Annotated in this window: 22 protein-coding genes; 6 read left to right on the top strand and 16 right to left on the bottom strand. The window is 68.8% G+C overall.

Annotated elements, in window-relative coordinates; genetic code table 11:
* The first annotated feature begins 179 nt into the window (after positions 1-179).
* Positions 180-1217 (top strand): isopenicillin N synthase family dioxygenase, encoded by a 1038-nt coding sequence (locus tag MAA44156_RS21630; protein WP_009979618.1) that lies wholly within the window; start codon positions 180-182, stop codon positions 1215-1217.
* Positions 1218-1314: 97 nt separating this feature from the next.
* Positions 1315-1803: a flavin reductase family protein gene (locus MAA44156_RS21625; RefSeq protein WP_003874036.1), complete on the top strand. Its 489-nt coding sequence runs from the start codon at positions 1315-1317 to the stop codon at positions 1801-1803.
* A gap of 40 nt (positions 1804-1843) precedes the next feature.
* Here the strand turns inward: MAA44156_RS21625 and MAA44156_RS23370 are convergent, their stop codons facing one another.
* The 6 genes from MAA44156_RS23370 to MAA44156_RS21600 form a co-directional block, all read right to left on the bottom strand.
* On the bottom strand, positions 1844-1999 hold the full coding sequence (locus tag MAA44156_RS23370) for a hypothetical protein (protein ID WP_162291283.1): 156 nt from the start codon (positions 1997-1999) through the stop codon (positions 1844-1846).
* A gap of 119 nt (positions 2000-2118) precedes the next feature.
* Positions 2119-2865: a succinate dehydrogenase/fumarate reductase iron-sulfur subunit gene (locus tag MAA44156_RS21620; RefSeq protein ID WP_009979616.1), complete on the bottom strand. Its 747-nt coding sequence runs from the start codon at positions 2863-2865 to the stop codon at positions 2119-2121.
* Entirely contained in the window at positions 2862-4802 is a 1941-nt protein-coding gene (locus MAA44156_RS21615; protein WP_009979614.1) for a fumarate reductase/succinate dehydrogenase flavoprotein subunit, read from the bottom strand. Before MAA44156_RS21615 ends, MAA44156_RS21620 begins: the two co-directional genes overlap by 4 nt.
* A gap of 42 nt (positions 4803-4844) precedes the next feature.
* Positions 4845-5672 (bottom strand): succinate dehydrogenase subunit SdhC, encoded by an 828-nt coding sequence (locus MAA44156_RS21610; RefSeq protein WP_009979613.1) that lies wholly within the window; start codon positions 5670-5672, stop codon positions 4845-4847.
* Positions 5673-5765: 93 nt separating this feature from the next.
* A complete protein-coding gene (locus tag MAA44156_RS21605; protein WP_003874031.1) occupies positions 5766-6080 on the bottom strand; it encodes an Rv0250c family protein in 315 nt (104 codons plus the stop codon).
* A gap of 224 nt (positions 6081-6304) precedes the next feature.
* Positions 6305-6745 (bottom strand): Hsp20/alpha crystallin family protein, encoded by a 441-nt coding sequence (locus MAA44156_RS21600; RefSeq protein ID WP_009979612.1) that lies wholly within the window; start codon positions 6743-6745, stop codon positions 6305-6307.
* A gap of 227 nt (positions 6746-6972) precedes the next feature.
* On the opposite strand from MAA44156_RS21600, the gene nirB reads away from it, so the two are divergent.
* The gene (gene nirB, locus MAA44156_RS21595; protein WP_009979611.1) at positions 6973-9540 is read left to right on the top strand and encodes a nitrite reductase large subunit NirB; all 2568 of its coding nucleotides are present in this window, start codon (positions 6973-6975) and stop codon (positions 9538-9540) included.
* A gap of 23 nt (positions 9541-9563) precedes the next feature.
* Positions 9564-9932, top strand: a complete 369-nt coding sequence (gene nirD, locus MAA44156_RS21590) for a nitrite reductase small subunit NirD (RefSeq protein ID WP_009979610.1) — start codon at positions 9564-9566, stop codon at positions 9930-9932.
* A 4-nt stretch (positions 9933-9936) separates the two neighbouring features.
* Here the strand turns inward: nirD and MAA44156_RS21585 are convergent, their stop codons facing one another.
* The 8 genes from MAA44156_RS21585 to MAA44156_RS21550 form a co-directional block, all read right to left on the bottom strand.
* Positions 9937-10389: a TetR/AcrR family transcriptional regulator gene (locus MAA44156_RS21585; RefSeq protein WP_003874027.1), complete on the bottom strand. Its 453-nt coding sequence runs from the start codon at positions 10387-10389 to the stop codon at positions 9937-9939.
* A gap of 31 nt (positions 10390-10420) precedes the next feature.
* Entirely contained in the window at positions 10421-11194 is a 774-nt protein-coding gene (locus MAA44156_RS21580) for a sirohydrochlorin chelatase (RefSeq protein WP_009979608.1), read from the bottom strand.
* Positions 11185-12336, bottom strand: a complete 1152-nt coding sequence (locus MAA44156_RS21575; RefSeq protein WP_010950070.1) for a uroporphyrinogen-III synthase — start codon at positions 12334-12336, stop codon at positions 11185-11187. The genes MAA44156_RS21580 and MAA44156_RS21575 overlap by 10 nt, the downstream gene beginning before the upstream one ends.
* 89 nt (positions 12337-12425) lie before the next feature.
* Positions 12426-13817 carry an MFS transporter gene (locus MAA44156_RS21570; protein WP_009979607.1) on the bottom strand — a complete coding sequence of 464 codons (1392 nt, stop codon included), beginning with the start codon at positions 13815-13817 and terminating at the stop codon, positions 12426-12428.
* A 408-nt stretch (positions 13818-14225) separates the two neighbouring features.
* Positions 14226-15137 (bottom strand): 5-oxoprolinase/urea amidolyase family protein, encoded by a 912-nt coding sequence (locus MAA44156_RS21565; protein WP_009979606.1) that lies wholly within the window; start codon positions 15135-15137, stop codon positions 14226-14228.
* Positions 15138-15156: 19 nt separating this feature from the next.
* Positions 15157-15831 carry a 5-oxoprolinase subunit B family protein gene (locus MAA44156_RS21560; protein WP_009979604.1) on the bottom strand — a complete coding sequence of 225 codons (675 nt, stop codon included), beginning with the start codon at positions 15829-15831 and terminating at the stop codon, positions 15157-15159.
* Positions 15832-15931: 100 nt separating this feature from the next.
* Positions 15932-16939: an ABC transporter substrate-binding protein gene (locus MAA44156_RS21555; protein WP_023879412.1), complete on the bottom strand. Its 1008-nt coding sequence runs from the start codon at positions 16937-16939 to the stop codon at positions 15932-15934.
* Between the two features lie 57 nt (positions 16940-16996).
* On the bottom strand, positions 16997-17581 hold the full coding sequence (locus MAA44156_RS21550; protein WP_009979602.1) for an acyl-CoA-like ligand-binding transcription factor: 585 nt from the start codon (positions 17579-17581) through the stop codon (positions 16997-16999).
* A 279-nt stretch (positions 17582-17860) separates the two neighbouring features.
* Between MAA44156_RS21550 and MAA44156_RS21545 the strand changes: the two genes are divergently transcribed.
* Positions 17861-19252: an MFS transporter gene (locus MAA44156_RS21545; protein ID WP_009979601.1), complete on the top strand. Its 1392-nt coding sequence runs from the start codon at positions 17861-17863 to the stop codon at positions 19250-19252.
* Here the strand turns inward: MAA44156_RS21545 and MAA44156_RS21540 are convergent.
* The gene (locus tag MAA44156_RS21540) at positions 19249-20529 is read right to left on the bottom strand and encodes a DNA polymerase domain-containing protein (RefSeq protein ID WP_009979600.1); all 1281 of its coding nucleotides are present in this window, start codon (positions 20527-20529) and stop codon (positions 19249-19251) included. The genes MAA44156_RS21545 and MAA44156_RS21540 overlap by 4 nt on opposite strands.
* Before the next feature lie 57 nt (positions 20530-20586).
* On the opposite strand from MAA44156_RS21540, the gene fadD2 reads away from it, so the two are divergent.
* Positions 20587-22272, top strand: coding sequence for a long-chain-fatty-acid--CoA ligase FadD2 (fadD2, locus tag MAA44156_RS21535; protein ID WP_009979599.1), 1686 nt, complete (start codon positions 20587-20589; stop codon positions 22270-22272).
* On the opposite strand, the gene MAA44156_RS21530 is transcribed toward fadD2, so the two are convergent.
* A complete protein-coding gene (locus tag MAA44156_RS21530; protein ID WP_009979598.1) occupies positions 22269-22634 on the bottom strand; it encodes a hypothetical protein in 366 nt (121 codons plus the stop codon). The two genes, fadD2 and MAA44156_RS21530, sit on opposite strands and share 4 nt — an antisense overlap.
* Positions 22635-23295: the final 661 nt, after the last annotated feature.

The following is a 23295-nucleotide window of genomic DNA, read 5'->3' as shown; positions in this document are numbered from 1 at the left end:
GCCACTTGTGGTTGGGTACTAGGTCTAAGTTACCCACCAGTAACAACTTCAAAATATCGTTCGCGTCAGCGGGATGCAAGCCAATGTGAGCTAGATTTCATTGCCTAATTAACCAACCGGTTGGGCAGACGGGTGCCCACGCCGCGTGCAACCCATCTACCTGCGGTGACGGTGGGGAGGTGAGCAACGAGATGTGCCCTGTGCCGGGCGTCACCGCGGTGCCCGAGGTGGACCTGCGGGCCGATCCCGACGTGTTGCGGGACGGCCTGCGCGAGGCCGCGCACCGGGTCGGCTTCTTCTATCTGACCGGCCACGGGGTACCGGCGGACCTGGTGGACCGGGTGCTCGACGCCGCGCGCCGGTTCTTCCGGCTGCCCCAGGCGGACAAGGACGCCGTCGCGATGGTGCGCAGCCCCCATTTCCGCGGCTACACCCGGCTAGGCGGGGAGCGGACCCGCGGTGCGGTCGACTGGCGCGAACAGATCGACATCGGCCCGCAACGCCCGCCGATCGGCGGGCTGGACAAGTCGGACTACCGGTGGCTGCAGGGCCCCAACCAGTGGCCCGCGGCGCTGCCGGAGCTGCCCGGGCTCATCGCGGAGTGGGACGCCGCGCTGTCCGGGGTGGCCCGCACCCTGCTGCGGCACTGGGCGGCCGCGCTGGGCAGCCCGGACGATGTGTTCGACGCGGCGTTCGCCGATGCGCCGGCCACCCTGATCAAGATCATCCGTTACCCGGGGCGCGCGGCCGGCCCGCAGGGGGTGGGCGCGCATCGCGACGCCGGTGTGCTCACGCTGCTGCTGGCCGAGCCGGGCAGCCGGGGCTTGCAGGTGCGCCGCGGCGGGCCGGGCGGCGACGGCTGGATCGACGTGCCGCCGCGGCAGGGTGCGTTCATCGTCAACATCGGCGAGCTGCTGGAGGCGGCGACCCGGGGCTACCTGCGCGCCACCGAGCACCGGGTGAATCTGGCGGGATCGACGGCAGAGCGGATCTCGGTGCCCTACTTCTTCAATCCGCGCCTCGACGCCCGGATACCCGTGCTGTCGCTGCCGCCTGAACTCCGGGCGCGCGCCGTCGAGCGCTGGACCCCGTCGGAGGATCCGGCCGACCCCATCTTCTCCGTCTACGGCCGCAACGCCTGGAAGAGCCGGCTGCGCTCGCACCCCGATGTCGCCTCGGCGCACGGCTTTTCGGCGCACCACGGCGCAGCGGACTGATCCCGCGTAGCGCCAGGGTGGCCGCGACGGCGCCATCCGCGCCGGGTAGGGTCACATCCGAAAATCCCGTGTCCGGCCTAGGGGCGAATGAAGTCCGGTGAATTCGAACAACAAGCTGACAGCGTCGTCACTTCGTGAGGCCTTCGGTCATTTCCCGTCCGGTGTGGTGGCGATCGCCGCCGAGGTGAACGGAACCCTGGAGGGCCTGGCGGCCAGCACCTTCGTCCCGGTCTCGCTGGACCCGCCGCTGGTGTCGTTCTGCGTGCAGAACACCTCGACCACCTGGCCCAAGCTCAAGGACCGGCCCATGCTGGGGATCAGCGTGCTCGGCGAGGAGCACGACGAGGCCGCCCGCACGCTGGCCGCCAAGACCGGCGACCGGTTCGCCGGACTGGAGACCGTCTCGCGGCCCACCGGCGCGGTGTTCATCAAGGGCACCGCCCTGTGGCTGGAAAGCGCGGTTGAACAGCTGATCCCGGCCGGGGATCACACCATCGTGGTGTTGCGGGTCAACGAGGTGACCGTGGACGCCAACGTGGCGCCCATCGTGTTTCATCGCAGCGGGTTCCGCCGCCTCGGCGCCTGATCTTTTCCTGATTTCCCGGCCCGCCCCTTGGTCAGGTTGGTCAGGGGCGGTGGCTGAGTTCTTCGCGAAAACCCTGGATGCGGTTCTCGAGTTCGGCGGCGTCGCCGTGCCGCCCCTCCTTGCGCGCCAGCTGGGCGCGCACCGACAACTGCCGAATCGCGGTACGAATGTTGTTGATGCTGGCGGTCTGTCGCATCGGCTCCATGAGATGCCTTTCCGGTCGTGGGTACACGGCCGCCCGCGGGCGGCCCGACAGGATGCCAGGGGGTTACCCGGGGACCGCGACGGCCTAACCCGGCCGCGCGGCCGGCACGCTCAGCGACGGAACAGCTTGTTACCGAGCCACACCACCGGGTCGTATTTGCGGTCGGCGACCCGCTCTTTCATCGGGATCAGCGCGTTGTCGGTGATCTTGATGTTCTCCGGGCAGACCTCGGTGCAGCACTTGGTGATGTTGCAGTAGCCCAGGCCGTGCTCGTCCTGGGCGTCGTTGCGCCGGTCTCGGGTGTCCAGCGGGTGCATCTCCAGCTCGGCGATGCGCATCAGGAAGCGCGGGCCGGCGAACGCCTTCTTGTTCTCGTCGTGGTCGCGAATCACGTGGCAGACGTTCTGGCACAGGAAGCACTCGATACACTTGCGGAACTCCTGCGAGCGCTGCACGTCCTCCTGCGCCATCCGGTACTCGCCGGGCTGCAGGTCCTTGGGCGGCGCGAAAGACGGGATCTCGCGGGCCTTTTCGTAGTTGAACGAGACGTCGGTGACCAGGTCGCGGATCACCGGGAAGGTGCGCAGCGGCGTGACGGTGACCACCTCGTCCTCGGCGAAGGTGGACATCCGGGTCATGCACAGCAACCGCGGATAGCCGTTGATCTCCGCCGAGCAGGAGCCGCACTTGCCGGCCTTGCAGTTCCACCGGACCGCCAGGTCGGGCGTCTGGGTCTGCTGCAGGCGATGGATGATGTCGAGGACGACCTCGCCCTCGTTGACCTCGACAGTGAAGTCCTGCAACGCACCGTTGGCGTCGTCACCGCGCCATACCCGCATCTTCGCGTTGTAGGTCATTTGCTCTCCGTCCCGGGGTCCGTCCTGGGGCCCCGTCCTGGGTGCCCGGCGAGTTCCTCGTCGGTGTAGTACTTCTCCAGCTCGGCGATGTCGAACAGTTCCAGCAGGTCGGGCCGCATCGGCGTCTGGTCTTTCTTGCGGATGCTGATGTCGGGAATCACCTCGTCGCCCCCGGCCGCCTCGCACACCAGCAGCACCTTGCGCCAGGCCGAGTCCATCGACGGGTGGTCGTCGCGGGTGTGCCCGCCGCGGCTCTCGGTGCGCTCCAGCGCGGCCTTGGCGACACATTCGCTGACCAGCAGCATGTTGCGCAGGTCGAGGGCCAGGTTCCAGCCCGGGTTGTACCGGCGTTGCCCGTCCACGTGCAGGTTCTTGAACCGCTCCCGCAGTTTGCCCAGCCGCGCCAGGGCCTCGGAGATCTCGTCGGCGTTGCGGATGATGCCGACCAGGTCGTTCATCGACTGCTGCAGTTCCAGCTGCAGGGTGTAGGGGTTCTCGGCGGTGCCGCCGGCCGGCGCCTCGAACGGGGCCAGCGCCCGCTTGGCGGCCGCCTCGACGGCGTCGGGGCTGATGGTCGGGCGGCTGCTCAGCGCGCGCACGTAGTCGGCGGCGCCCAGCCCGGCGCGGCGGCCGAACACCAGCAGGTCCGACAGGGAGTTGCCGCCCAGCCGGTTGGAGCCGTGCATGCCGCCGGAGCACTCGCCGGCCGCGAACAGGCCGGGGACGGTGGCCGCCCCGGTGTCGGCGTCCACCTCGACGCCGCCCATCACGTAGTGGCAGGTCGGTCCGACCTCCATCGGCTCCTTGGTGATGTCGACCCCGGCCAGCTCCTTGAACTGGTGGTACATCGACGGCAGCCGGCGGTTGATCTCCGCCGGTGTCAGCCGCGACGCGATGTCGAGGAAGACGCCGCCGTGCGGGCTGCCGCGGCCGGCCTTGACCTCGGAGTTGATGGCGCGCGCGACCTCGTCGCGCGGCAGCAGGTCGGGAGTGCGGCGGGCCGAGTCGTTGTCCTTGAGCCACTGGTCGGCTTCTTGCTCGGTCTCGGCGTACTGGCCCTTGAACACCGGGGGGATGTAGTCGAACATGAACCGCTTGCCCTCGGAGTTCTTCAGCACCCCGCCGTCACCGCGGACGCCCTCGGTGACCAGGATCCCCTTCACACTCGGCGGCCACACCATGCCGGTCGGGTGGAACTGGACGAACTCCATGTTGATCAGCGATGCGCCCGCCCGCAGCGCCAGGGCGTGCCCGTCGCCGGTGTACTCCCAGGAGTTCGAGGTGACCTTGAACGACTTGCCGATGCCGCCGGTGGCCAGCACCACCGCGGGCGCCTCGAACAGCACGAACTGGCCGCTCTCGCGCCAATAGCCGAACGCGCCGGCGATCGCGTCGCCGTCCTTGAGCAGCTCGGTGATCGTGCACTCGGCGAACACCTTGATGCGCGCCTCGTAGTCGCCGAGTTCGGCGTAATCCTCCTGCTGCAGCGAGACGATCTTCTGCTGCATGGTGCGGATCAGCTCCAGGCCGGTGCGGTCACCGACGTGCGCCAGCCGCGGGTAGGTGTGCCCACCGAAGTTGCGCTGGCTGATCTTGCCGTCCTTGAGCCGATCGAACAGCGCGCCATAGGTTTCCAGCTCCCAGACGCGGTCCGGGGCCTCCTTGGCGTGCAGCTCGGCCATGCGCCAGTTGTTGAGGAACTTGCCCCCGCGCATGGTGTCGCCGAAGTGGGTCTTCCAGTTGTCCTTCGGGTTGGTGTTGCCCATCGAGGCCGCGCAGCCGCCCTCGGCCATCACGGTGTGCGCCTTGCCGAACAACGACTTGCACACCACCGCGACGCGCAGGCCGCGTTCCCGCGCCTCGATGACCGCGCGCAATCCCGCGCCGCCGGCGCCGATGACGACTACGTCGTAGGCATGCCGTTCGACCTCAACCATGAAACCTCGCTAGCTAATTCTGATTCTTCGTCAAATGGCTTGTCAGCCAACAAATCTCAGGTCGGGGATGGTGCCGCTGGCCACCAGGGCGATGTAGAAATCGGTGAGCATCAGGGTGCCCAGCGTGATCCAGGCGTACAGCTTGTGCCGGGTGTTGATGTGGCTGACCTGGGTCCAGATCCAGTACCGCACAGGGTGCTTGGAGAAATGCTTGAGCCGGCCACCGGTCACGTGCCGGCAGGAGTGGCAGGACAGCGTGTAGACCCACAGCATGATGACGTTGCCGAGCAGGATCAGATTGCCCAGCCCGAAGCCGAATCCGCCCGGACCGGTGTCGGAGTGGAACGCCACGATCGCGTCGTAGCTGTTGATCACCGAGATGAGGAAGGCGATGTAGAAGAAGTACCGGTGAATGTTCTGGATGATCAGCGGGAACCTGGTCTCGCCGGTGTAGTGGACGCGGGGCTCGGCCACCGCGCAGGCCGTCGGCGACTGCCACACCGTGCGGTAGTAGGCGCCGCGGTAGTAGTAACAGGTCAGCCGGAACAGCAGCAGGAACGGCAGCGACACCGCCGCGTACGGCAACCACCACACGTCCGGCAGGAACTGCGGCCAGATGTCGCCGGCCTCACCGCAGCCCTTGCTGACGCACGGCGAGTAGAACGGCGTCAGGTAGTGGTACTTGCCGACGAAGAAGTAGTTCTGCTGGAAGGCCCGCGCCGTCGCATAGATGAGGAACGCGGCGAAGCCCAGGTCGATCCGCAGCGGCGACATCCACCACCGGTCGGTGCGCAGGGTGCGTTGCTCGATGCGGGCGCGTGTGGGTGAAAAGACACCGGACGCAGGACGGTTCGCCGTGGGTGCGCTCATCTGGTTGTTCCTCTTCGAACGGGCTGTCTGTCGAAGGGTACACAGATGCGAGCCCCCCTTCTGCGGGGGGCTGGCTGGGGGCGCCCGGGTTGTTCAGGACCTGTGGTGGCCGCCGACGCCCTCGTCGTCGACGTCGCGCCAGAATTCGCTGTCGTACTGGGTGTCGGGGATGACGACCTTCTCCCCGGACTGCTGCACGGTAGCGCGGGCCAGGTCCAATTCGGATACGTCGGTGTCGAGCAGGTCGACGTCGGACAGGATGCGGTCGGCGTCGATGACGATGCGGCGCATCGCCGGGCTGTCGCCGTAGCGCGCCCGCAGGGAGCTCACACACCGCCGCAGGCCGCCGATGAGGTCGTGCAGCTCGGCGAATTCGGTCGTGCCCGTGGTGCCCGGCGTGCTAGTCAACGGATCTCCTCGAGGAGTGTTTCGGATCACAGTACGTCCCCGATAGTAGCCACGACACGCGCCGGACGTCAGGCGTTCATCGGCCCCGCGACCGGCACGCCGGGTCGGCGGGCCGCGGGATGCTGCCTGCCGGGCACCAACAGACGCACGAGCAGACGCAAAAGCCCCCGAAACGCCTTGCTTTCGGGGGCTTTTGCGTCTGCTCGCGCGGAGTACGGCGCGGATTACTTGGTGATCGCGATGCGCTTCGCCTGGTTTCCGGCGTACGCACCGGTGACCCGGACCGTCAGCATCCCGGCGTCGTAGGACGCCGTGATGTCGTCGTCGGTGACGTGGCCGGGCAGCTGGAACGACCGGTGGAACGAGCCGTAGCGGATCTCCCGCAGCGTGCGGCCGTCCTTCTCCTCCGCGTGCTCGTCGCGGTGCTCGCCGCGGATCACCAGGCGGCCACGGTCCAGCTCGACCTGGACGTCCTGGTCGACGTCAACGCCGGGCAGCTCGACACGTACGATCGCGTCGTCGCCGTCCTTGACGATCTCGGCGGCGGGCTTGAACGCGCTGGTCGCGGGCTTGTTCCAGTCCGCCGCGGCGGCGGGGCCGAAGAAGTCGCGCAGCCACCGGTCGGTGTCCCAGGCCGGTCGTGTCCACAATGCGAGGTTGCTCATGGTGCTTCCCTTCCACTTCCTTGAGCTTCGTTGTGAGATTCCTGTGACCGGCGCCTCGTCGGCCGGCTACTCCTACAAACATGAGTCGACCACGCTTAAGTTCCAGCTGGCCGTTCGCCGGCAGCGAACGATCAATCACAGCCGTTCCTGTGAGTTGTGAGATCCTCGTCATAGGACCGTCACATTGGGCGAAAAAGACGTAATTTCTCGCCGTTACCCTCAAAGCCATGTCTGCAGACGGGATTTCGCACGACGGCTGTGCGCCGCGTCACATCATCGTAGTCGGACATGGCATGGTCGGACACCGGTTCGTGGAGGCGCTGCGCGCCCGCGACACCGAGGGCCGTTGGCGCATCACGGTTTTCGCCGAGGAGGCTGACGCCGCCTACGACCGGGTGGGGCTGACTTCGTACACCGAGAGCTGGGACCGCGCGCTGCTGGCGTTGCCCGGCAACGACTACCAGGGTGACCCGCAGGTCCGGCTGGTGCTCAACCAGCGGGTCACCGAAATAGACCGCGCGACAAAGTCAGTGGTGACCGCCGACGGTCAGCGGCACCACTACGACACCCTGGTCCTGGCCACCGGTTCCTACGCCTTTGTGCCGCCGGTGCCCGGCCACGAGCTGCCTGCCTGCCACGTCTACCGCACCCTCGACGACCTCGACGCCATCCGCGCCGACGCCCAGCGTGCGGCGCAGACCGCCCATGCTCGCGCCGGCGTGGTCATCGGCGGCGGCCTGCTCGGGCTGGAGGCCGCTAATGCGCTGCGCCAGTTCGGCTTAGCGACCCATGTGGTCGAGATGATGCCGCGGTTGATGGCCCAGCAGATCGACGAGGCCGGCGGCGCTCTGCTGGCCCGGATGATCGGCGACCTGGGCATCTCGGTGCACGTCGGCACCGGCACCGAGGCGATCGAACCGGTCGAGGGCCCCGACGGGTCCACGACGGTGCGGGTGCGCCTGAGCGACGGCCAGGTGATCGACGCCGGCCTGGTCATCTTCGCGGCCGGCATCCGGCCGCGCGACGAGCTGGCGGTCGCCGCCGGCCTCGCCCGCGCCGAGCGCGGCGGGGTGCTCACCGACTTGTCCTGCCGGACAAGCGATCCCGACATCTACGCGATCGGCGAGGTGGCCGCGATCGACGGCCGGTGCTACGGCCTGGTGGGGCCCGGCTACACCTCCGCCGAAGTGGTGGCCGACCGGCTGCTGGACGGCAGCGCGGAGTTCGGCGAGGCGGACCTGTCCACCAAGCTCAAACTGCTGGGCGTCGACGTGGCCAGCTTCGGCGACGCGATGGGGACGACCGAGAACTGCCTCGAGGTCGCGATCAACGACGCGGTCAACCGCACCTACGCCAAACTGGTGCTCTCCGATGACGCCAAGACCCTGCTCGGCGGTGTGCTGGTCGGCGACGCCTCGTCCTACGGGGTGCTGCGGCCCATGGTCGGCAGCGAGCTGCCGGGCGACCCGCTGGCGCTGATCGCGCCGGCGTCCTCCGGCGGCGGAACGGCGTTGGGCGTTGGGGCGCTTCCCGATTCGGCGCAGATCTGCTCCTGCAACAACGTCACCAAGGGCGACCTGAAATGCGCGATCGCCGACGGCTGCGCCGACGTCGCCGCGCTCAAGTCGTGCACCTCGGCCGGCACCTCGTGCGGGTCGTGCGTGCCGCTGCTCAAGCAGCTGCTGGAAGCCGAGGGGGTGGAGCAGTCCAAGGCGCTGTGCGAGCACTTCAGCCAGTCGCGGGCCGAGCTGTTCGAGATCATCTCGGCCACCGAGATCCGCACCTTCTCCGGCCTGCTGGAGCGCTTCGGCCGCGGAAAGGGTTGCGACATCTGCAAACCCGTGGTCGCCTCGATCCTGGCGTCCACCGGGTCGGAGCACATCCTGGAGGGTGAGCAGGCCTCGCTGCAGGATTCCAACGACCACTTCCTGGCCAACATCCAAAAGAACGGCAGCTACTCGGTGGTGCCCCGGGTGCCCGGCGGCGACATCAAGCCCGAACACCTGATCCTGATCGGCCAGATCGCCCAGGACTTCGGCCTTTACACCAAGATCACCGGCGGCCAGCGGATCGACATGTTCGGCGCCCGGGTGGACCAGCTGCCGGCGATCTGGAAGCGGCTGGTCGACGGCGGCATGGAGTCCGGCCACGCCTACGGCAAGGCGCTGCGCACCGTGAAGAGCTGCGTGGGCACCGACTGGTGCCGGTACGGGCAGCAGGACTCGGTGCAGCTGGCCATCGACCTGGAGCTGCGCTACCGCGGGTTGCGGGCGCCGCACAAGATCAAGATGGGCGTCTCGGGCTGCGCGCGCGAGTGCGCGGAGGCGCGGTCCAAGGACGTCGGCGTCATCGCCACCGAGAAGGGCTGGAACCTCTACGTCGGCGGCAACGGCGGTATGACGCCCAAGCACGCGCAGCTGCTCGCCAGCGACCTGGACACCGAGACGCTGGTCCGCTACATCGACCGGTTCGTCATGTACTACATCCGCACGGCCGACCGGCTGCAGCGCACCGCGCCGTGGGTCGAGTCGCTGGACGGCGGTCTGGACCACGTCCGCGAGGTGGTGTGCGAGGACTCGCTGGGGCTGGCCGAGGAATTCGAGGCCGCAATGGAGCGGCATGTGCGCAACTACAAGTGCGAATGGAAGGGCGTGCTGGACGATCCGGACAAGCTGTCGCGGTTCGTGTCGTTCGTCAACGCCCCCGACGCCGTCGATTCGACGGTGGCGTTCACCGAGCATGCCGGCCGCAAAATCCCTGTGTCCATTGGCATGCCGAAGATCCGTCAGGGGTAGTTCCGGAGGAACTGGGAGATAACATGACACTTCTCAACGACATTCAGGTGTGGACGAGCGCATGCTCCTACGACCACCTCATCCCCGGCCGCGGCGTCGGGGTGCTGCTCGACGACGGTTCCCAGGCGGCGCTGTTCCGGCTCGACGACGGCACGGTGCGCGCGGTGGGCAACGTCGACCCGTTCTCCGGGGCGGCCGTGCTGTCCCGCGGCATCGTGGGCGACCGCAACGGCTGCCCGACGGTGCAGTCGCCCATCCTCAAGCAGGCTTTCTCCCTCGAAGACGGTACCTGCCTGGACGATCCGAGCGTTTCGGTGCCGGTGTACCCGGTGCGCATCACCGCCGACGGCTACGTTCAGGTGGGCCGCGACTACCAGCCGCGGGCGGCCTGAGCGGTCACCGGGTGATGTCGCCGACCAGGTAGCGCTGCATGGTCGGCCCGATCGCGTCGACGATGGCGTCCACCGACATCGAATGCAGCGGCTCCGAGCGGATGCCGTAGCGCATGATGCCCAGGCCCACCAGCTGGGAGGCGCACAACGAGGCCCGGACGGCCACCTTGTCGGCGCCCAGGATTCTCAGCAGCGGGCCGAAGACCGGGCCGATGAACATGCCCTGCACGATTTCGGCGGTCTTTGCCATCCCGGTGGACGCGATGGCGCTGGCCGCGAACGGCCCGCCGCCGGCGGCGTCCCAGGTGGTGATCAGCATCCGCAACGTGCGCCGGCCTACCTGGTTGACGCCCCCGGTGACGATCCGGTCGATGAATTCCGGTGTGCCGAAGGGCAACCGCAGCATCTTGGCCACGGGGTCGAGAAGCCCGTGCGACGGCTCTTCGCGGCGGGGCATGGTGTCAGGATCGCCGGTCGTGGGGCAAAGATCAAGGAACCGGCCGCGTGGCGGGCGCGTGGGCGCGCTGGTGCGGACCCGTTCGGCGGGACGCGTGCCGGGCGGTGGCGGCGAGCACCGGCGGCAGGGCGCGGCGGAATCGGTTCGCGATCAGCCGCGCCAGCCCCGGATGTGTGCTCAGCGGCGCACTGACCAGATCGGCGCCGCAGCCGTGCAGCCGCTGTTGGAACAGCCCGTCGGCCAGCAGGTAGGAGGCGACGACCACGCGCCCGCCGTTGCGGCGGGCATGCGGCCGGGCCCGGGCGACCGCCTCGCCCAGCGGCGGGTCTGCGGTGGCCGCGAACCCGAGGGTGACGCGTGATCCGGTCAGCGCCGACAACCACGTCGCCGCGGTGTGCAGGTCGGCCCGCGCCTTGTCGTCGGAGGTGCCCGCCGCCGCCAGCACCACCGAATCGTTTGGGCGCCAACCACATTCGAGCAGCTGATCGCCGACGATCCGGGCGATCTGGCCGCTGGGCCCCAACGCCGGGGTGACCGTCACGTTCGGGTGTCCGCTGAGCGCGACGTGGGCTGGCAGATCGGCGCGGACGTGATAACCGCGCGAGAGGAAGGCCGGCACCACGATGGCGGGCCGGCCGGCCGCCCGGGCCGCGGCCAGGACCTCGCTGGGGGTCGGCCCCACCACGTCCACGAACGCCACCTCGACGCGGCCGCCGACGAGCGTACTCACTTGCGCCGCAAGGCCTTCGATCATCGCCACACCGCCCGGCCGGCGGGTGCCGTGCGCCACCAGGATCAGTGCCATGCCGATCCGTCCGGGGTGTCGATCGCCAGCCGGTAGCCGCGCTTGACCACCGTCGCGATGATGTTCTTGTCGCCCAGCGCCGTTCGCAGCCGCAGCACGGCCGTGTCGACGGCGTGCGGGTCGTTGCTGTTGCCGGGAAGCACCCGCAGCAAGTCGTTGCGCGCGACCACGTCACCGGGGCGCGCCGCCAGCGCGCGCAGCGTCGCCATGGCCGACCCGGACAGTGACTTGACCGCGCCGTCGACCAGCACACAGGTGCCGCGGATCTCGATCTGGTGCCCGGCCGCCCGTAACGTGCACGAGCGCAGCGGCGGCAACTCCTGGGCGATGTGACGGGCCAACGCCCCCAACCGCATCCGCTCCGGCGACGACGTCGGCACACCCGCGCGGATCAACGGCTGCGCGGTCACCGGCCCCACGCACATGGCGTGCACGTCGCTGCGAAGTGCTTGCAGCAGTTGGTCTTCGATGCCCAGCTCGCGGCTGCGCTCCAGCAGCGCCGCGCCGGCGGGCGCCGAGGTGAAGGTGACCGCGTCGAACTGCCGCCGCGCCACGGAGGCGACGAGTTGGTCGAATTCTCCGCCGGCCGGTGTCGGCTTCCAGCGGTAGACGTGGATGGGCATCACCTGCGCGCCGGCCGAGCGAAGCCCATTGATGAACTCCGGGAAGGGATCCCAGCCGTCGGCCGCGCCGTGTAGCTGCACCGCGATCCGCTTGCCGGCCACACCGGAGTCGAGCAGGTAGCGCAATACCTCGCGCGACGATTCGGATTTCGGCGACCACTCCTCGTGCAGCCCGGCGGCGCGCAACGCGCCCGTCGCCTTGGGCCCGCGGGCCACGATCCGGGCCTGCGACAGCGCCGACAGCAGTTGGGGGGCCAGGCCCCAGCCGTCGGCCGCGGCGACCCAGCCGCGGAAGCCGATCCCGGTGTGCGCCACCAGGATATCGGGCGGTTGGGCGATCACCGCCTCGGTGTGGCGGTGCAGCTCCTGGTCCTCGGGCAGCGCGATGATGTTGATGGCGGCGGCGCTGGTGACTTCCGCGCCGTTGCGGCGCAGCAACGCGCACAGCTCCTCGGCCCGGTTCGCCGAGGTGACGGCGATCCGGTAGCCGGTGAGCGGCGCGGAGTCCGGCGGGGCCAGTTGCGGGGCCATATGAAGTGTGTATGCCTAGGACGTTTCCGTTGCGTTACCGAGCAATTGCTGTGGCATTGCCCCTGTTGCGAGTCCGCTCACAGCCGCGCGGCCTGGGTTTCGGGCAGCGAGACCCCGGGCGCGGTGACCGGCCGCCGCACGTACACCAGCCAGGTCATGATGGCGGCGACGACGTAGGACGCCATGAACGTCCAGTACGCCGACGTCTCGGTTCCGGTGCTCAGGTAAGACTGGCGCAGCGCCAGGTTGATCGCCACCCCGCCGAACGCCCCGACCGCCGAGCAGATGCCGATCAGCGACCCCGACATGGCGCGCGCCCATTGGCGGCGCTCGTCCTCGCTGGTGTCCCGGCCGCGGCTGCGGGCCTCGTAGACCGACGGGATCAGCTTGAACACCGAGCCGTTGCCCATGCCGGACAGGATGAACAGCACCATGAAGCCGACGACGTAGCCGATCATGCTGACCGAATGCGCGCCCGCGCGCTGGTCGTCGACGGTGCTGACGATCACCAGCAGGCCGGCCGCCAGGGTCATCGCGGCCAGCACGCCCAGCGTCACGCGGCTGCCGCCGACACGGTCGGCCAGCCGGCCGCCGTAGATCCGCGCCACCGAGCCCAGCAGCGGGCCGATGAAAGCCAGCTGGGCGGCGTGCAGCGCGGCATGCTTGGCGCTTTCCCCGTTCTCCAGGAAGTTGACCTGCATCACCTGCCCGAAGGCGAACGAGAAGCCGATCCAGGAGCCGAAGGTGGCGATGTAGAGCAGCGAGATCACATGGGTGTCGCGTTCGAACAGGATCGAGCGCATGGTGCTCAGCTGGGTGCCGTGGTTGATGTCGTCCATGAACATCGCGGCGGCGATGGCCACCGCGGCCAGGAACACCAGATACACCGCACACACCCAGTACGGGGCCTGGTGTCCGGCGGTGGCCAGCACCAGCAGGCCGACCAGCTGGATCACCGCCACCCCCAGGTTGGCGACGCCGGCGTTGACGGCCATGGCCGCGCCCTTGAGCCGCTGCGGATAGAACGCGTTGACGTTGGCCAGAGACGCCGCATAGTTGCCGCCGCCCAGCCCGGTCAGGGCGGCGCACAGCACGAAAAGCCACAGCGGCAGACCGGGATTGGCCAGCAAGACGATGGTGCCGACGGTGGGGATCAGCAACACGACCGCCGAGAACGTCGTCCATTTGCGGCCGCCGAAGGCCGCGATGCCCAGGGTGTAGGGGATCCGGGCGCAGCCACCGACCAGGGTGGCCACCGCGCCCAGCAGCAGCTTGTCGCCGGCGGAGAAGCCGTACACGGCCGCGGGCATGAACAGCGCCATCACCGGCCACAGGGTCCAGATCGAAAACGCCACGTGGTCACCGGCGATGGTGCACAGCAGGTTGCGACGGGCGATCCTTTTGTTGCCGGCCTCCCAGGCCGCTGCGTCTTCCGGATTCCAGTCCGTGATGCGGTGGTCGCGGCCCATCCGATCGTCACCTTTCCTCGAAGAAGACGCGCCGTTGTCGTCCGCTCGCCGTCGAAACCCGTTGGGCGCGTTCGGGTATGGCGCCCGTCGGACGGCATCGTCGAGCCAGGTGGCACCGCGCTCACCCGGGGTATCGGGAAAGCTGTTGCCGAGCCTGGCTTTCGACGCCTGTGTGGGCACCCCGAATGAAGAGGCGTGCCCCGCCGTGTTTTCCGATGCTCACACTTTGGACGCGAGCGGGTCAACCGGAACGGGCCGATATCCGCTGTCAGTTGATTACCAGTTGTCTGGTAAATCCCTGAAGGGTCGATCGGCGCGGGTCGGCGGCGAATGCACAGCGGCGCCAAGTGATTTCGTCCAGAGACGGCGGCCGGTGTGAGCTGGGCAATAGTTCGTGCGCGAGCGGCGTCAGGCGAACGGCCAACTGGCGGCGCCGGCGTGGGCGCCGGCCAGCGCCCGGGGCCGCGCCCAGTGCAGCCGCACGTATTGGCCGGGCCGCACCTGGGCGACCTTGTCGACGTCCTCGTCGGTGACCACGCCGACCACCGGGTAGCCGCCGGTGACCGGGTGGTCGGGCCCCAGGATCACCGGTAAACCGTTGGGCGGCACCTGGATTGCGCCGCGGGTGGTGCCCTCGCTGGGCAGCTGCCGGTCCGGGTAGCGGTGTTGCAGGGGGCGACCCTCCAGCCGCATGCCGACGCGGTCGCTGCGGTCGGAGGCCATCCAGATGGTGTGCACCAGTGCATCGGGATTGACCAACCAGTCGTCGCGCGGCCCCGGCACCACCTGCAGTTCCATCAGATGCCCGGTGATGGCCGCCACCGGCGCCTGGTCCAGTTCGGGATAGTCCTGCGTGTGTTCCCCGATCGGCAGCCGGTCTCCGGCCCGCAGCGGCGCCGGGCCGATGGCCGACATCACGTCGTAGCTGCGCGAACCCAGCACCGGGTCCACGCAGATGCCGCCGCGGACCGCGAGGTAGCTGCGCAGCCCGGCGCGGGGCGTGCCCAACGCGATCACTTGGCCGTCGCGCACATGCTGAATGCTGTTGCTGCCGAACTCGATTCCGTCGACCGTGGGATCCGCGTCGGCCCCGGTCACCGCGATGTCAACGTCGCCGCCGCGGACCCGGGCCGCGAAACCGCCGAAGGTCACCTCCACGGTGGCTCGGTCGTCGGGGTTGGCCACCAGCCGGTTGGCCAGCTTGTGCGCGCGCCGGTCGGCGGCTCCGGACCGGCTGACGCCGAGGTGGGCCAGGCCCGGCCGGCCCAGGTCTTCGATGACGGCCAGCGGCCCGGTGCACAGTATCTCCAGGAATGGCACAGCTGTCTCCTTAGTGAGGCTAGACGGCCCGGAACTGAACCCACATGCCCTGCGTCAGCAGGGCCGGGTTGGGTCGCTGCAGATCCCACAGCACCGCGTCGGTGTGCCCGATCAGCTGCCAGCCGCCGGGCGACCGGCGCGGATAGATCGCGCTGAATTCACCGGCCAGCGCCACCGAGCCGGCCGGCACGGCGGTGCGCGGCTCGGCGCGCCGCGGCACCCGCAGCCGCGGGTCGCCGTCCACCAGGTACGCGAAACCCGGTGCGAATCCACTGAATCCGACCTGCCACGGGGTGCCGGTGTGGGCGTCGATCAGCTGCGGGATGGTCAGTCCGGTGTGTTCGGCGACCTCGGCCAAATCCGGGCCGTCGTAGACGACGTCGATGACCACGTCGGCGTGGCGCTCGGCGGGCGGGGTGGGCGCGGCGGTGACGTTCATCTTGCGCAGCCGCTGCCGGAGGAGGCCTTGCCGGCCGGGGTCGTCGAGCTTGACCAGCACCGTGCGGGCCGCAGGCACGATGTCGACCACGCCGGGCAGCGCCGCGGCGCGCAGCGCCTGCGCCCACGCCAATACCTCTGCGGTACTGCCGCATTGCACCATCAGCGCTCGATCGCCGTAGTCCAGCACGGCGTTGCCGACCAGGGCTGTCGGCAGGTGGTGGGCCAGGTCGCCGCTAAGGTCCGTCACGCTCATTACTCGACGGTAACCCCGGGATCGCGGCCCGTGCGAGGGGTGGCCGACGGATTTTCGAGCACTGCCAGAGCTGCCTTAGCAAACGCTCAAACAGCCGCGACTAGCCCAGGATCTTGGTCAGCTGCGGGGGCAGCTGGTCGGCGATCACCGGGTAGCTCAGCGGGGACGCGAAGGCGATCGCACCCGCCTGGTCCTTGGTGGTGAAGATGTGCCGGTTCTGTGCGGTGGTCAGCGACCCGGCCACCTCGGGGTCGGCCAGCAGCGCCTTTTGGTCGTCGGGGTTCTGGGTCGTCCAGATCACCACGTCGGCGGATTCCAGCACCGATTTGATGTGGTCACGCGGGATGACGGCGCGCTGATCGGTGTCGAACGGTTTGATGCTGTCGGCGATGACCAGCCCCATCTGGTTGAGGAAGTCGGTGCGCCAGCCGGCCATGGTGGCCACCACGGTGCCCTGCCACAGCGCCCCGTGCATCAGCAGCGCCTTCTTGCCGGTCCATTGCGGGTTCTTCTTGCCGATATCGGTGAACTTCTGGTCGACGCCGGCGACCAACGGCTTCATCTTCTCGGCCGCGAACACCGCCTGGCCGACGGCGGCGGCCTGCTCCTTCCACGGTTCGAAGAAGGCGTCCCCGTCCGATTGCGCCACGGTCGGGGCGATCGCGGACAGCTTCTGGTAGGTGTCGGCGTCCAGCCCCGCGTTGATGGCCACGATCAGATCCGGTTTGAGACCGGCGATCTGGTCGACCGGGATGCCGTTGTCCAGGTTCAGCACGGTGGGCTGGGCCCCGCCGAGTTTGTCTGCGGCCCAAGGCCACACCGCGAACGGCTGGTCACCGAACCAGTTGGTCACCGCGATCGGCACCACGCCCACGGCGAGCAGGTCGTCCTGCTCGGTGTAGCCGGCGCTGACGACGCGCTTGGGCGGTTCCTTGACGACGGTCTGGCCGAACAGGTGGGTGAGGGTCACCGATCCCGGCCCGGCGCCCCCCGGGGGCGGCTGGTGTGCCGAGCACCCCGCCGACAGCCCGGCCGCACCGGCCGTCGCGGCCACGCCTGCTGCCCCTGCGAGCTGCAAGAATCCCCGTCGATTCCATCCCTGTCGCATCGCGTGAGAGTATCGCGTTCCGCCCCCACACACCCATCGCCGCGCTGGTGAGGCCGCTCAGTCCAGCGGCATCCCGGCGTCCATGAAATCCAGTGCCCGGTAGATGGTCTCGGCCGTGGTGGGGGCGCTGTCAAAGGCCGCCATCATGGCGCCGGTCAACGCCCCGGCGAACACCCGGACCTCGAAATCGTCTGCGGCCCGGCCGATCCGATGCGCGATCGCCTCGGCGGCGACGGTCACGGTGCGGTAGTACTCGTCGTACATGGCTGCCTTGAGCTCGGGGATGGAGAACATCAGCCGCTGCCGGGTGCTCTCGAACTCCAGCTGGTCGTCGGGCAGCTGGGACAGCACCGTCGCATAGGCCCGGCGGAACGCCTGCGGCAGCGACAGCTCGCGCGGCTGCGCCTTGAGGGCGTCCAGGATCAGCGGGTCCAGGTCGTCGGCGAGCAGCAGCGACTCCTTGGACCCGAAGTAGCGGAAGAAGGTGCTCGGCGACACGTCGGCGGCCTCGGCGATCTGTTCGACGGTGGTCGCGGCGTAGCCGTTCTGCTCGATGAGGCGAAACGCCTCGCGCCTGATGGCCTGGCGGGTCTTGATCTTCTTGCGCTCCCGCAGGCCCGGGGGAGCCTCACTGGCCGGCATGGGCCGATTCTCCCGCATCGGCGCGGGCCCGCGCCCGCAGCACGGCCACGCGTTGCGAAGTTCTGACAAAGCCGGGTCGGCGGTTGCGATTTCTGCGTAGCGCCGGCGTAACTGTGCACACCACGACCGGTAACACCGCCTCTTTAGCGTCGAGTGGTCACTGCCCGCGCCCGGCGAGACGGGCGCCCGACGAGACCCGCGCCCGGCGAAACGGGCGCCCTGATGAGACCCGCGCCCGGCGAGAGACGGGCGCCCTATGAGACAGGGGAGACCCACCGGATGACCACGACCATCACCCCGGTACCGCAGCCCGCGGCGGCGCCCGAGCGGCACAAGGGGCGGCACTGGATCGACGACTGGCGGCCCGAAGACCCCGAATTCTGGGAGACGACGGGCAAGGCGATCGCCCGCCGCAACCTGATCTTCTCGATCTTCGCCGAGCACGTCGGGTTCAGCGTGTGGATGCTGTGGAGCATCGTGGTGGTGCACATGACGGCCGGACCGCACGGGCACCCGTCGGCCTCCGGGTGGGCGCTGACCGCCAGTCAGGCGCTGTGCCTGGTGGCCGTGCCCAGCGGGGTCGGCGCCTTTCTGCGGCTGCCCTACACGTTCGCCGTCCCGGTGTTCGGCGGCCGCAACTGGACGACCATCTCGGCGGCCTTGCTGCTGATCCCGTGCCTGCTGCTGGCGTGGGCGGTGAGCCATCCCGGCATCCCGTTCGGGGTGCTGGTGGCGATCGCCGCGACCGCCGGGTTCGGCGGCGGCAACTTCGCCTCGTCGATGGCCAACATCTCCTTCTTCTACCCGGAGAAGGACAAGGGCTGGGCGCTGGGGCTCAACGCGGCCGGCGGCAACATCGGCGTGGCGGTGGTGCAGAAGGTCATCCCGCCCGTCGTGATCGCGGGCGGCGGCGTGGCGCTGTCCCGGGCCGGGCTGTTCTACGTGCCGCTGGCGGTCGTTGCTGCGGTGTGCGCGTTCCTGTTCATGAACAACCTGACCGAGATCAAGGCCGACGTGAAGCCGGTGTGGCAGTCGCTGCGCCACGCCGACACCTGGATCATGTCGCTGCTCTACATCGGCACCTTCGGATCCTTCATCGGCTACTCGGCCGCCTTCCCTACCCTGCTCAAAACGGTGTTCGGGCGCGGCGACATCGCGCTGGCGTGGGCGTTTCTGGGCGCCGCCATCGGGTCGGTGATCCGGCCGCTGGGCGGCAAGCTGGCCGACCGGGTCGGCGGGGCGCGGATCACCGCGGCCAGCTTCGTGATGCTGGCCGTCGGCGCGGCGGCCGCGCTGTGGTCGGTGAAGGCGGTGAACCTGCCGGCCTTCTTCGCCAGCTTCATGTTCCTGTTCGTCGCGACCGGCATCGGCAACGGTTCGACCTACCGGATGATCTCGCGGATCTTCAAGATCAAGGGCGAGCTGGCCGGGGGCGATCCCGACACCATGGTGACGATGCGCCGCCAGGCCGCCGGCGCGCTGGGTGTCATCTCGGCGGTGGGCGCCTTCGGCGGGTTCATCGTGCCGCTGGCCTACGCCTGGTCGAAGTCGCAGTTCGGCAGCATCGAACCCGCGCTGCGCTTCTATGTGGTGTTCTTCCTGGGCTTGCTGGCCGTCACCTGGTACTGCTACCTGCGCAAGCACAACGCGATCACCCGGGTCGGCGTCTAGCCCCGGGACGGTTTTTGCCGGCCGCCGTATCCCTGCCAGGGGGAGTAGTCGGCGATCAGCTCCTCCTGCGGTGGCCGCTGGTCCTCGGGGACGCGCTGCAGGTTGATCCGGATCCGGTACCAGATCGAGCTGGGCCCGCGCATCCCGTCGACCAGGACGTCGGCCGGCTGCAGCCGGGCGGCGGCCTCCGGATGGCGGTCGCGCCAGACATCCAGCGCCGCCATCGCCCCGTCCCTCGTCTTGGTGCGGGCCACCTCGATCAGCGGCATCGAGGACCGGCGCCGGCCGCCGGATCGTGTCCCGGCGCCCTTCGGCGCCCGCTCCGGCGGACCCAGCTCCTCGGCCAGCACCAGCAGCCGGTCGAGGTCGCCGACGGCGTCGTCCATGCCCGCCCACGGGTCGCCGATCTCGGCCAACCGGGCGGGCACGGTGTCGATGGTGAACGCCTCGGGCCGGCAGCCGGCCACCTCGTCCCAGCGCAACGGCGTCGACACCCGGGCGTCCGGGGTCGCCCGCACCGAGTAGGCCGACGCGACGGTGCGGTCCTTGGCGTTCTGGTTGAAGTCGACGAACACCCCCTCGCGCTCCTCCTTCCACCAGCGGCTGGTCGCCGCCTCGGGCGCGCGCCGCTCCACCTCGCGGGCCACGGTCTGCGCGGCCAGCCGCACCTGGCGGAACTCCCAGCGCCGGGCGATGCGGGCATAGATGTGGAAGCCGCGCGACCCGGACGTCTTCGGCCACGGGGTCAGGCCGTAGTCCTCGAGCACCTCGCGGGCGACCAGCGCGACGTCCACGATCCGCCGCCAGGACACCCCGGGCATCGGATCCAGGTCGACGCGCAGCTCGTCGGGGTGGTCGAGGTCGTCGGCCAGTACCGGGTGCGGGTTCAGGTCGACACAGCCAAGGTTGATCACCCAGGCCAGCCCGGCGGCGTCGTGGATGACCGCTTCGGCGGCGGAAGTGCCTCGCGCATAACGTAATTCGGCGACGTCGACCCAGTCCGGCCGGTTCGCCGGGGCGCGTTTCTGGAACACCGCCTCTTGCGTGATGCCCTTGACGAAGCGCTTCAGGATCATCGGGCGCCCGGCCACACCGCGCAGTGCGCCGTCGGCCACGGACAGGTAATAGCGGACCAGGTCGAGTTTGGTGTACGGGCCGGCAGCAGAACCGGTGGTTTCGCCGCCGCCGGCGCGGGGGAACACCACCTTGTCCGGATGGGTGATGGTGACCCGCCGCCCGGCCACCTCCAGCGAAACCGGACGGGTCATGTGGTTCATGCTAATTCGCCAGAATTTCTGGCCGTACTGAGACGGACGTCACATATGGTGGATTCCATGCCTAACCTCCTTGGCCTGCCCGGTCAGGCCACCAAAGCGGTAGCCAAAGTTCAGCAGTATGTCGAACGTGGCTCCGCTGAACTGCACTACCTGCGCCGGATCATCGAGTCGGGCGCATTCCGGCTGGAGCCGCCGCAGAACTACGCCGCGATGGCCGCCGACATCTACAAGTGGGGCGAGTTCGGCATGCTGCCGTCGCTCAACGCCCGCCGGACCCCCGACCGGGCGGCGGTGATCGACGAGGAGGGCGAACTCAGCTACGCCGAGCTGGACCGGGCCGCGCACGCGGTCGCCAACGGGCTGATCGCCAAGGGCGTCAAGGCCGGCGACGGCGTGGCCATCCTGGCCCGCAACCACCGCTGGTTCCTGATCGCCAATTACGGTGCGGCCCGGGTGGGTGCCCGCATCATCCTGCTCAACAGCGAGTTCTCCGGCCCGCAGATCAAAGAGGTCTCGGAGCGCGAGGGCGCCAAGGTCATCATCTACGACGACGAGTACACCAAGGCGGTCAGCAAAGCCGAACCGCCGCTGGGCAAGCTGCGCGCGCTGGGCACCAATCCCGACGCGGACGAGCCGTCCGGCAGCACCGACGAGACGCTGGCCGAACTGATCGAGCGCAGCAGCTCCGAGCCCGCCCCCAAGGCGGACAGGCACGCCTCGATCATCATCTTGACCAGCGGCACCACCGGCACGCCCAAGGGCGCCAACCGCAGCACGCCGCCGACGCTGGCGCCGGTCGGCGGCATCCTGTCGCACGTGCCGTTCAAGGCCGGCGAGGTGACGTCGCTGCCGTCGCCGATGTTCCACGCCCTGGGGTACCTGCACGCGACCATCGCGATGTTTTTGGGTTCGACGCTGGTGCTGCGGCGCAAGTTCAAGCCGCCGCTGGTGCTGCAGGACATCGAAAAGTACCGGCCGACCGCCATGGTGGTGGTGCCGGTGATGCTGTCGCGGATCCTGGACACCCTGGAGAAGATGGACAAGAAGCCGGACCTGTCCAGCCTGCGGATCGTGTTCGTCTCGGGCTCGCAGCTGGGGGCCGAGCTGGCGGCCCGGGCGCTCAAGGACATCGGACCGGTCATCTACAACATGTACGGCTCGACCGAGATCGCGTTCGCCACCATCGCCGGGCCCAAGGACCTGGAACGCAACGCGGCGACGGTCGGTCCGGTCGTCAAGGGCGTGAAGGTCAAGATCTTCGACGACAACGGCAAGGAACTGCCCCAGGGCGAGGTGGGCCGGATCTTCGTCGGAAACACCTTCCCGTTCGCGGGCTACACCGGGGGCGGCAACAAGCAGATCATCGACGGCCTGTTGTCCTCCGGTGACGTCGGCTACTTCGACGAGCACGGCCTGCTCTACGTAAGCGGCCGCGACGACGAGATGATCGTCTCCGGCGGCGAGAACGTGTTCCCCGCCGAGGTCGAGGACCTGATCAGCGGGCATCCCGACGTGGTGGAGGCCACCGCGATCGGCGTCGAGGACAAGGAGTGGGGCCACCGGTTGCGCGCCTTCGTGGTGAAGAAGGAGGGCGCCGACCTGGACGAGGACACCATCAAGCACTACGTCCGCGACCACCTGGCCCGCTACAAGGTGCCCCGCGAGGTCATCTTCCTCGACGAGTTGCCGCGCAACCCGACCGGCAAGATCCTCAAACGCGAGCTGCGCGAGATGGAGGTCTAGCGGCGCTCTTTGATGGCCCGGGTGATCTGGGCGGTCAGCTTTGGGTCGACCAGCAGCTGGTCGATCAGCGCGGTGAGCACCTCCTGCCCGGTCACCCGGGCGACCCCCAGCCGGTCGGCGGCTTCCCGCTGCCAGATGTCGAGGGCCCGGTGGGTGGCCGCCGGCAGGTCCACCGTCCGGCGGGTGCGCTGGGTGCGGCCCGCCTGGTTGGCCGGCGGGCCGCTGGGCACCCGCGGGCCGCCGGGCTGGCGGATGCTGGTGAGGCGCTCGGTGGGCGCGGCGTCTCCGGAGGGGCCGGCGGCTGGGGTGGGAGCGCGAAACGCGCCGCCGCTGGGTCCGCTGTGGCTGGGGTTGAAGTTCACTGCGGTGTCTTCCTCCGTGAGTGCCAATCAGTAAATCAGCGCTCGTTGCCTGTGTGTCAATACTGATTCTGTCACCGACGCCAGCCTAAGTCGCGTTGCCGGGCCGGGCATGTGGCGGGCCGGCGCCGCGCCGACGGCCGGCTGCGGCGGATCCGCCGAACCCGCTCGTCAAGCAAATTGCTGACGATAGCTGTGTGTAGGGTTAAACGCCGTTTTGAGTGGCGGTGGATGGGCTCGGGGACGACAACTTCGACAGCATTTCTTCCGCACATACGGCAATGGCATTAACCGTATATCAGTAGATACTCCGGTGCCGGGCCAGTACTTCAGTAGATACCTATCTACCTGTGTGTATGTGGGCCACTTACACCACGCGGAGTCAGTAATCGCGGATAAGCGCATCGGCGCAAATGCGTATAGGAACGCCGCAAAAGAGATGGTAATTCGGCACTCTTGTTATCCAATTCACAGCAAAAACAAGCTAATCCATCTTGTTTGCCGAGAAATGCGCGAGTAGCGTTCTGGGCATCAACCTCCGATAAATCCAAATCGTTGGAAGGACGCCCTCGATGATCTGCTCAGCATCGTCACACGGTGTCGTCGCGGGTGTCGCGGCGGCTGGGGCCGTGGTCGGCGCGCTGCTGTTCGGCGGCGCCCCGGC

The organism is Mycobacterium avium subsp. avium (genome assembly GCF_009741445.1).
Classification (GTDB): Bacteria; Actinomycetota; Actinomycetes; order Mycobacteriales; family Mycobacteriaceae; genus Mycobacterium; species Mycobacterium avium.
Note: the sequence above shows the minus strand (reverse complement) of the source record. Positions and strands in the feature narration are given on the sequence as shown.

Coding starts and splice junctions, on each gene's coding strand:
- MAA44156_RS21545 (WP_009979601.1), top strand. CDS start 17,861: ATGACCACGACCATCACCCCGGTACCGCAGCCCGCGGCGGCGCCCGAG.
- nirB (WP_009979611.1), top strand. CDS start 6,973: ATGTCTGCAGACGGGATTTCGCACGACGGCTGTGCGCCGCGTCACATC.
- fadD2 (WP_009979599.1), top strand. CDS start 20,587: ATGCCTAACCTCCTTGGCCTGCCCGGTCAGGCCACCAAAGCGGTAGCC.
- nirD (WP_009979610.1), top strand. CDS start 9,564: ATGACACTTCTCAACGACATTCAGGTGTGGACGAGCGCATGCTCCTAC.
- MAA44156_RS21585 (WP_003874027.1), bottom strand. CDS start 10,389: ATGCCCCGCCGCGAAGAGCCGTCGCACGGGCTTCTCGACCCCGTGGCC.
- MAA44156_RS21550 (WP_009979602.1), bottom strand. CDS start 17,581: ATGCCGGCCAGTGAGGCTCCCCCGGGCCTGCGGGAGCGCAAGAAGATC.
- MAA44156_RS21570 (WP_009979607.1), bottom strand. CDS start 13,817: ATGGGCCGCGACCACCGCATCACGGACTGGAATCCGGAAGACGCAGCG.
- MAA44156_RS21560 (WP_009979604.1), bottom strand. CDS start 15,831: ATGAGCGTGACGGACCTTAGCGGCGACCTGGCCCACCACCTGCCGACA.
- MAA44156_RS21620 (WP_009979616.1), bottom strand. CDS start 2,865: ATGACCTACAACGCGAAGATGCGGGTATGGCGCGGTGACGACGCCAAC.
- MAA44156_RS21600 (WP_009979612.1), bottom strand. CDS start 6,745: ATGAGCAACCTCGCATTGTGGACACGACCGGCCTGGGACACCGACCGG.
- MAA44156_RS21555 (WP_023879412.1), bottom strand. CDS start 16,939: ATGCGACAGGGATGGAATCGACGGGGATTCTTGCAGCTCGCAGGGGCA.
- MAA44156_RS21615 (WP_009979614.1), bottom strand. CDS start 4,802: ATGGTTGAGGTCGAACGGCATGCCTACGACGTAGTCGTCATCGGCGCC.
- MAA44156_RS21540 (WP_009979600.1), bottom strand. CDS start 20,529: ATGAACCACATGACCCGTCCGGTTTCGCTGGAGGTGGCCGGGCGGCGG.
- MAA44156_RS21580 (WP_009979608.1), bottom strand. CDS start 11,194: ATGGCACTGATCCTGGTGGCGCACGGCACCCGCCGGCCGGGCGGTGTG.
- MAA44156_RS23370 (WP_162291283.1), bottom strand. CDS start 1,999: ATGCGACAGACCGCCAGCATCAACAACATTCGTACCGCGATTCGGCAG.
- MAA44156_RS21610 (WP_009979613.1), bottom strand. CDS start 5,672: ATGAGCGCACCCACGGCGAACCGTCCTGCGTCCGGTGTCTTTTCACCC.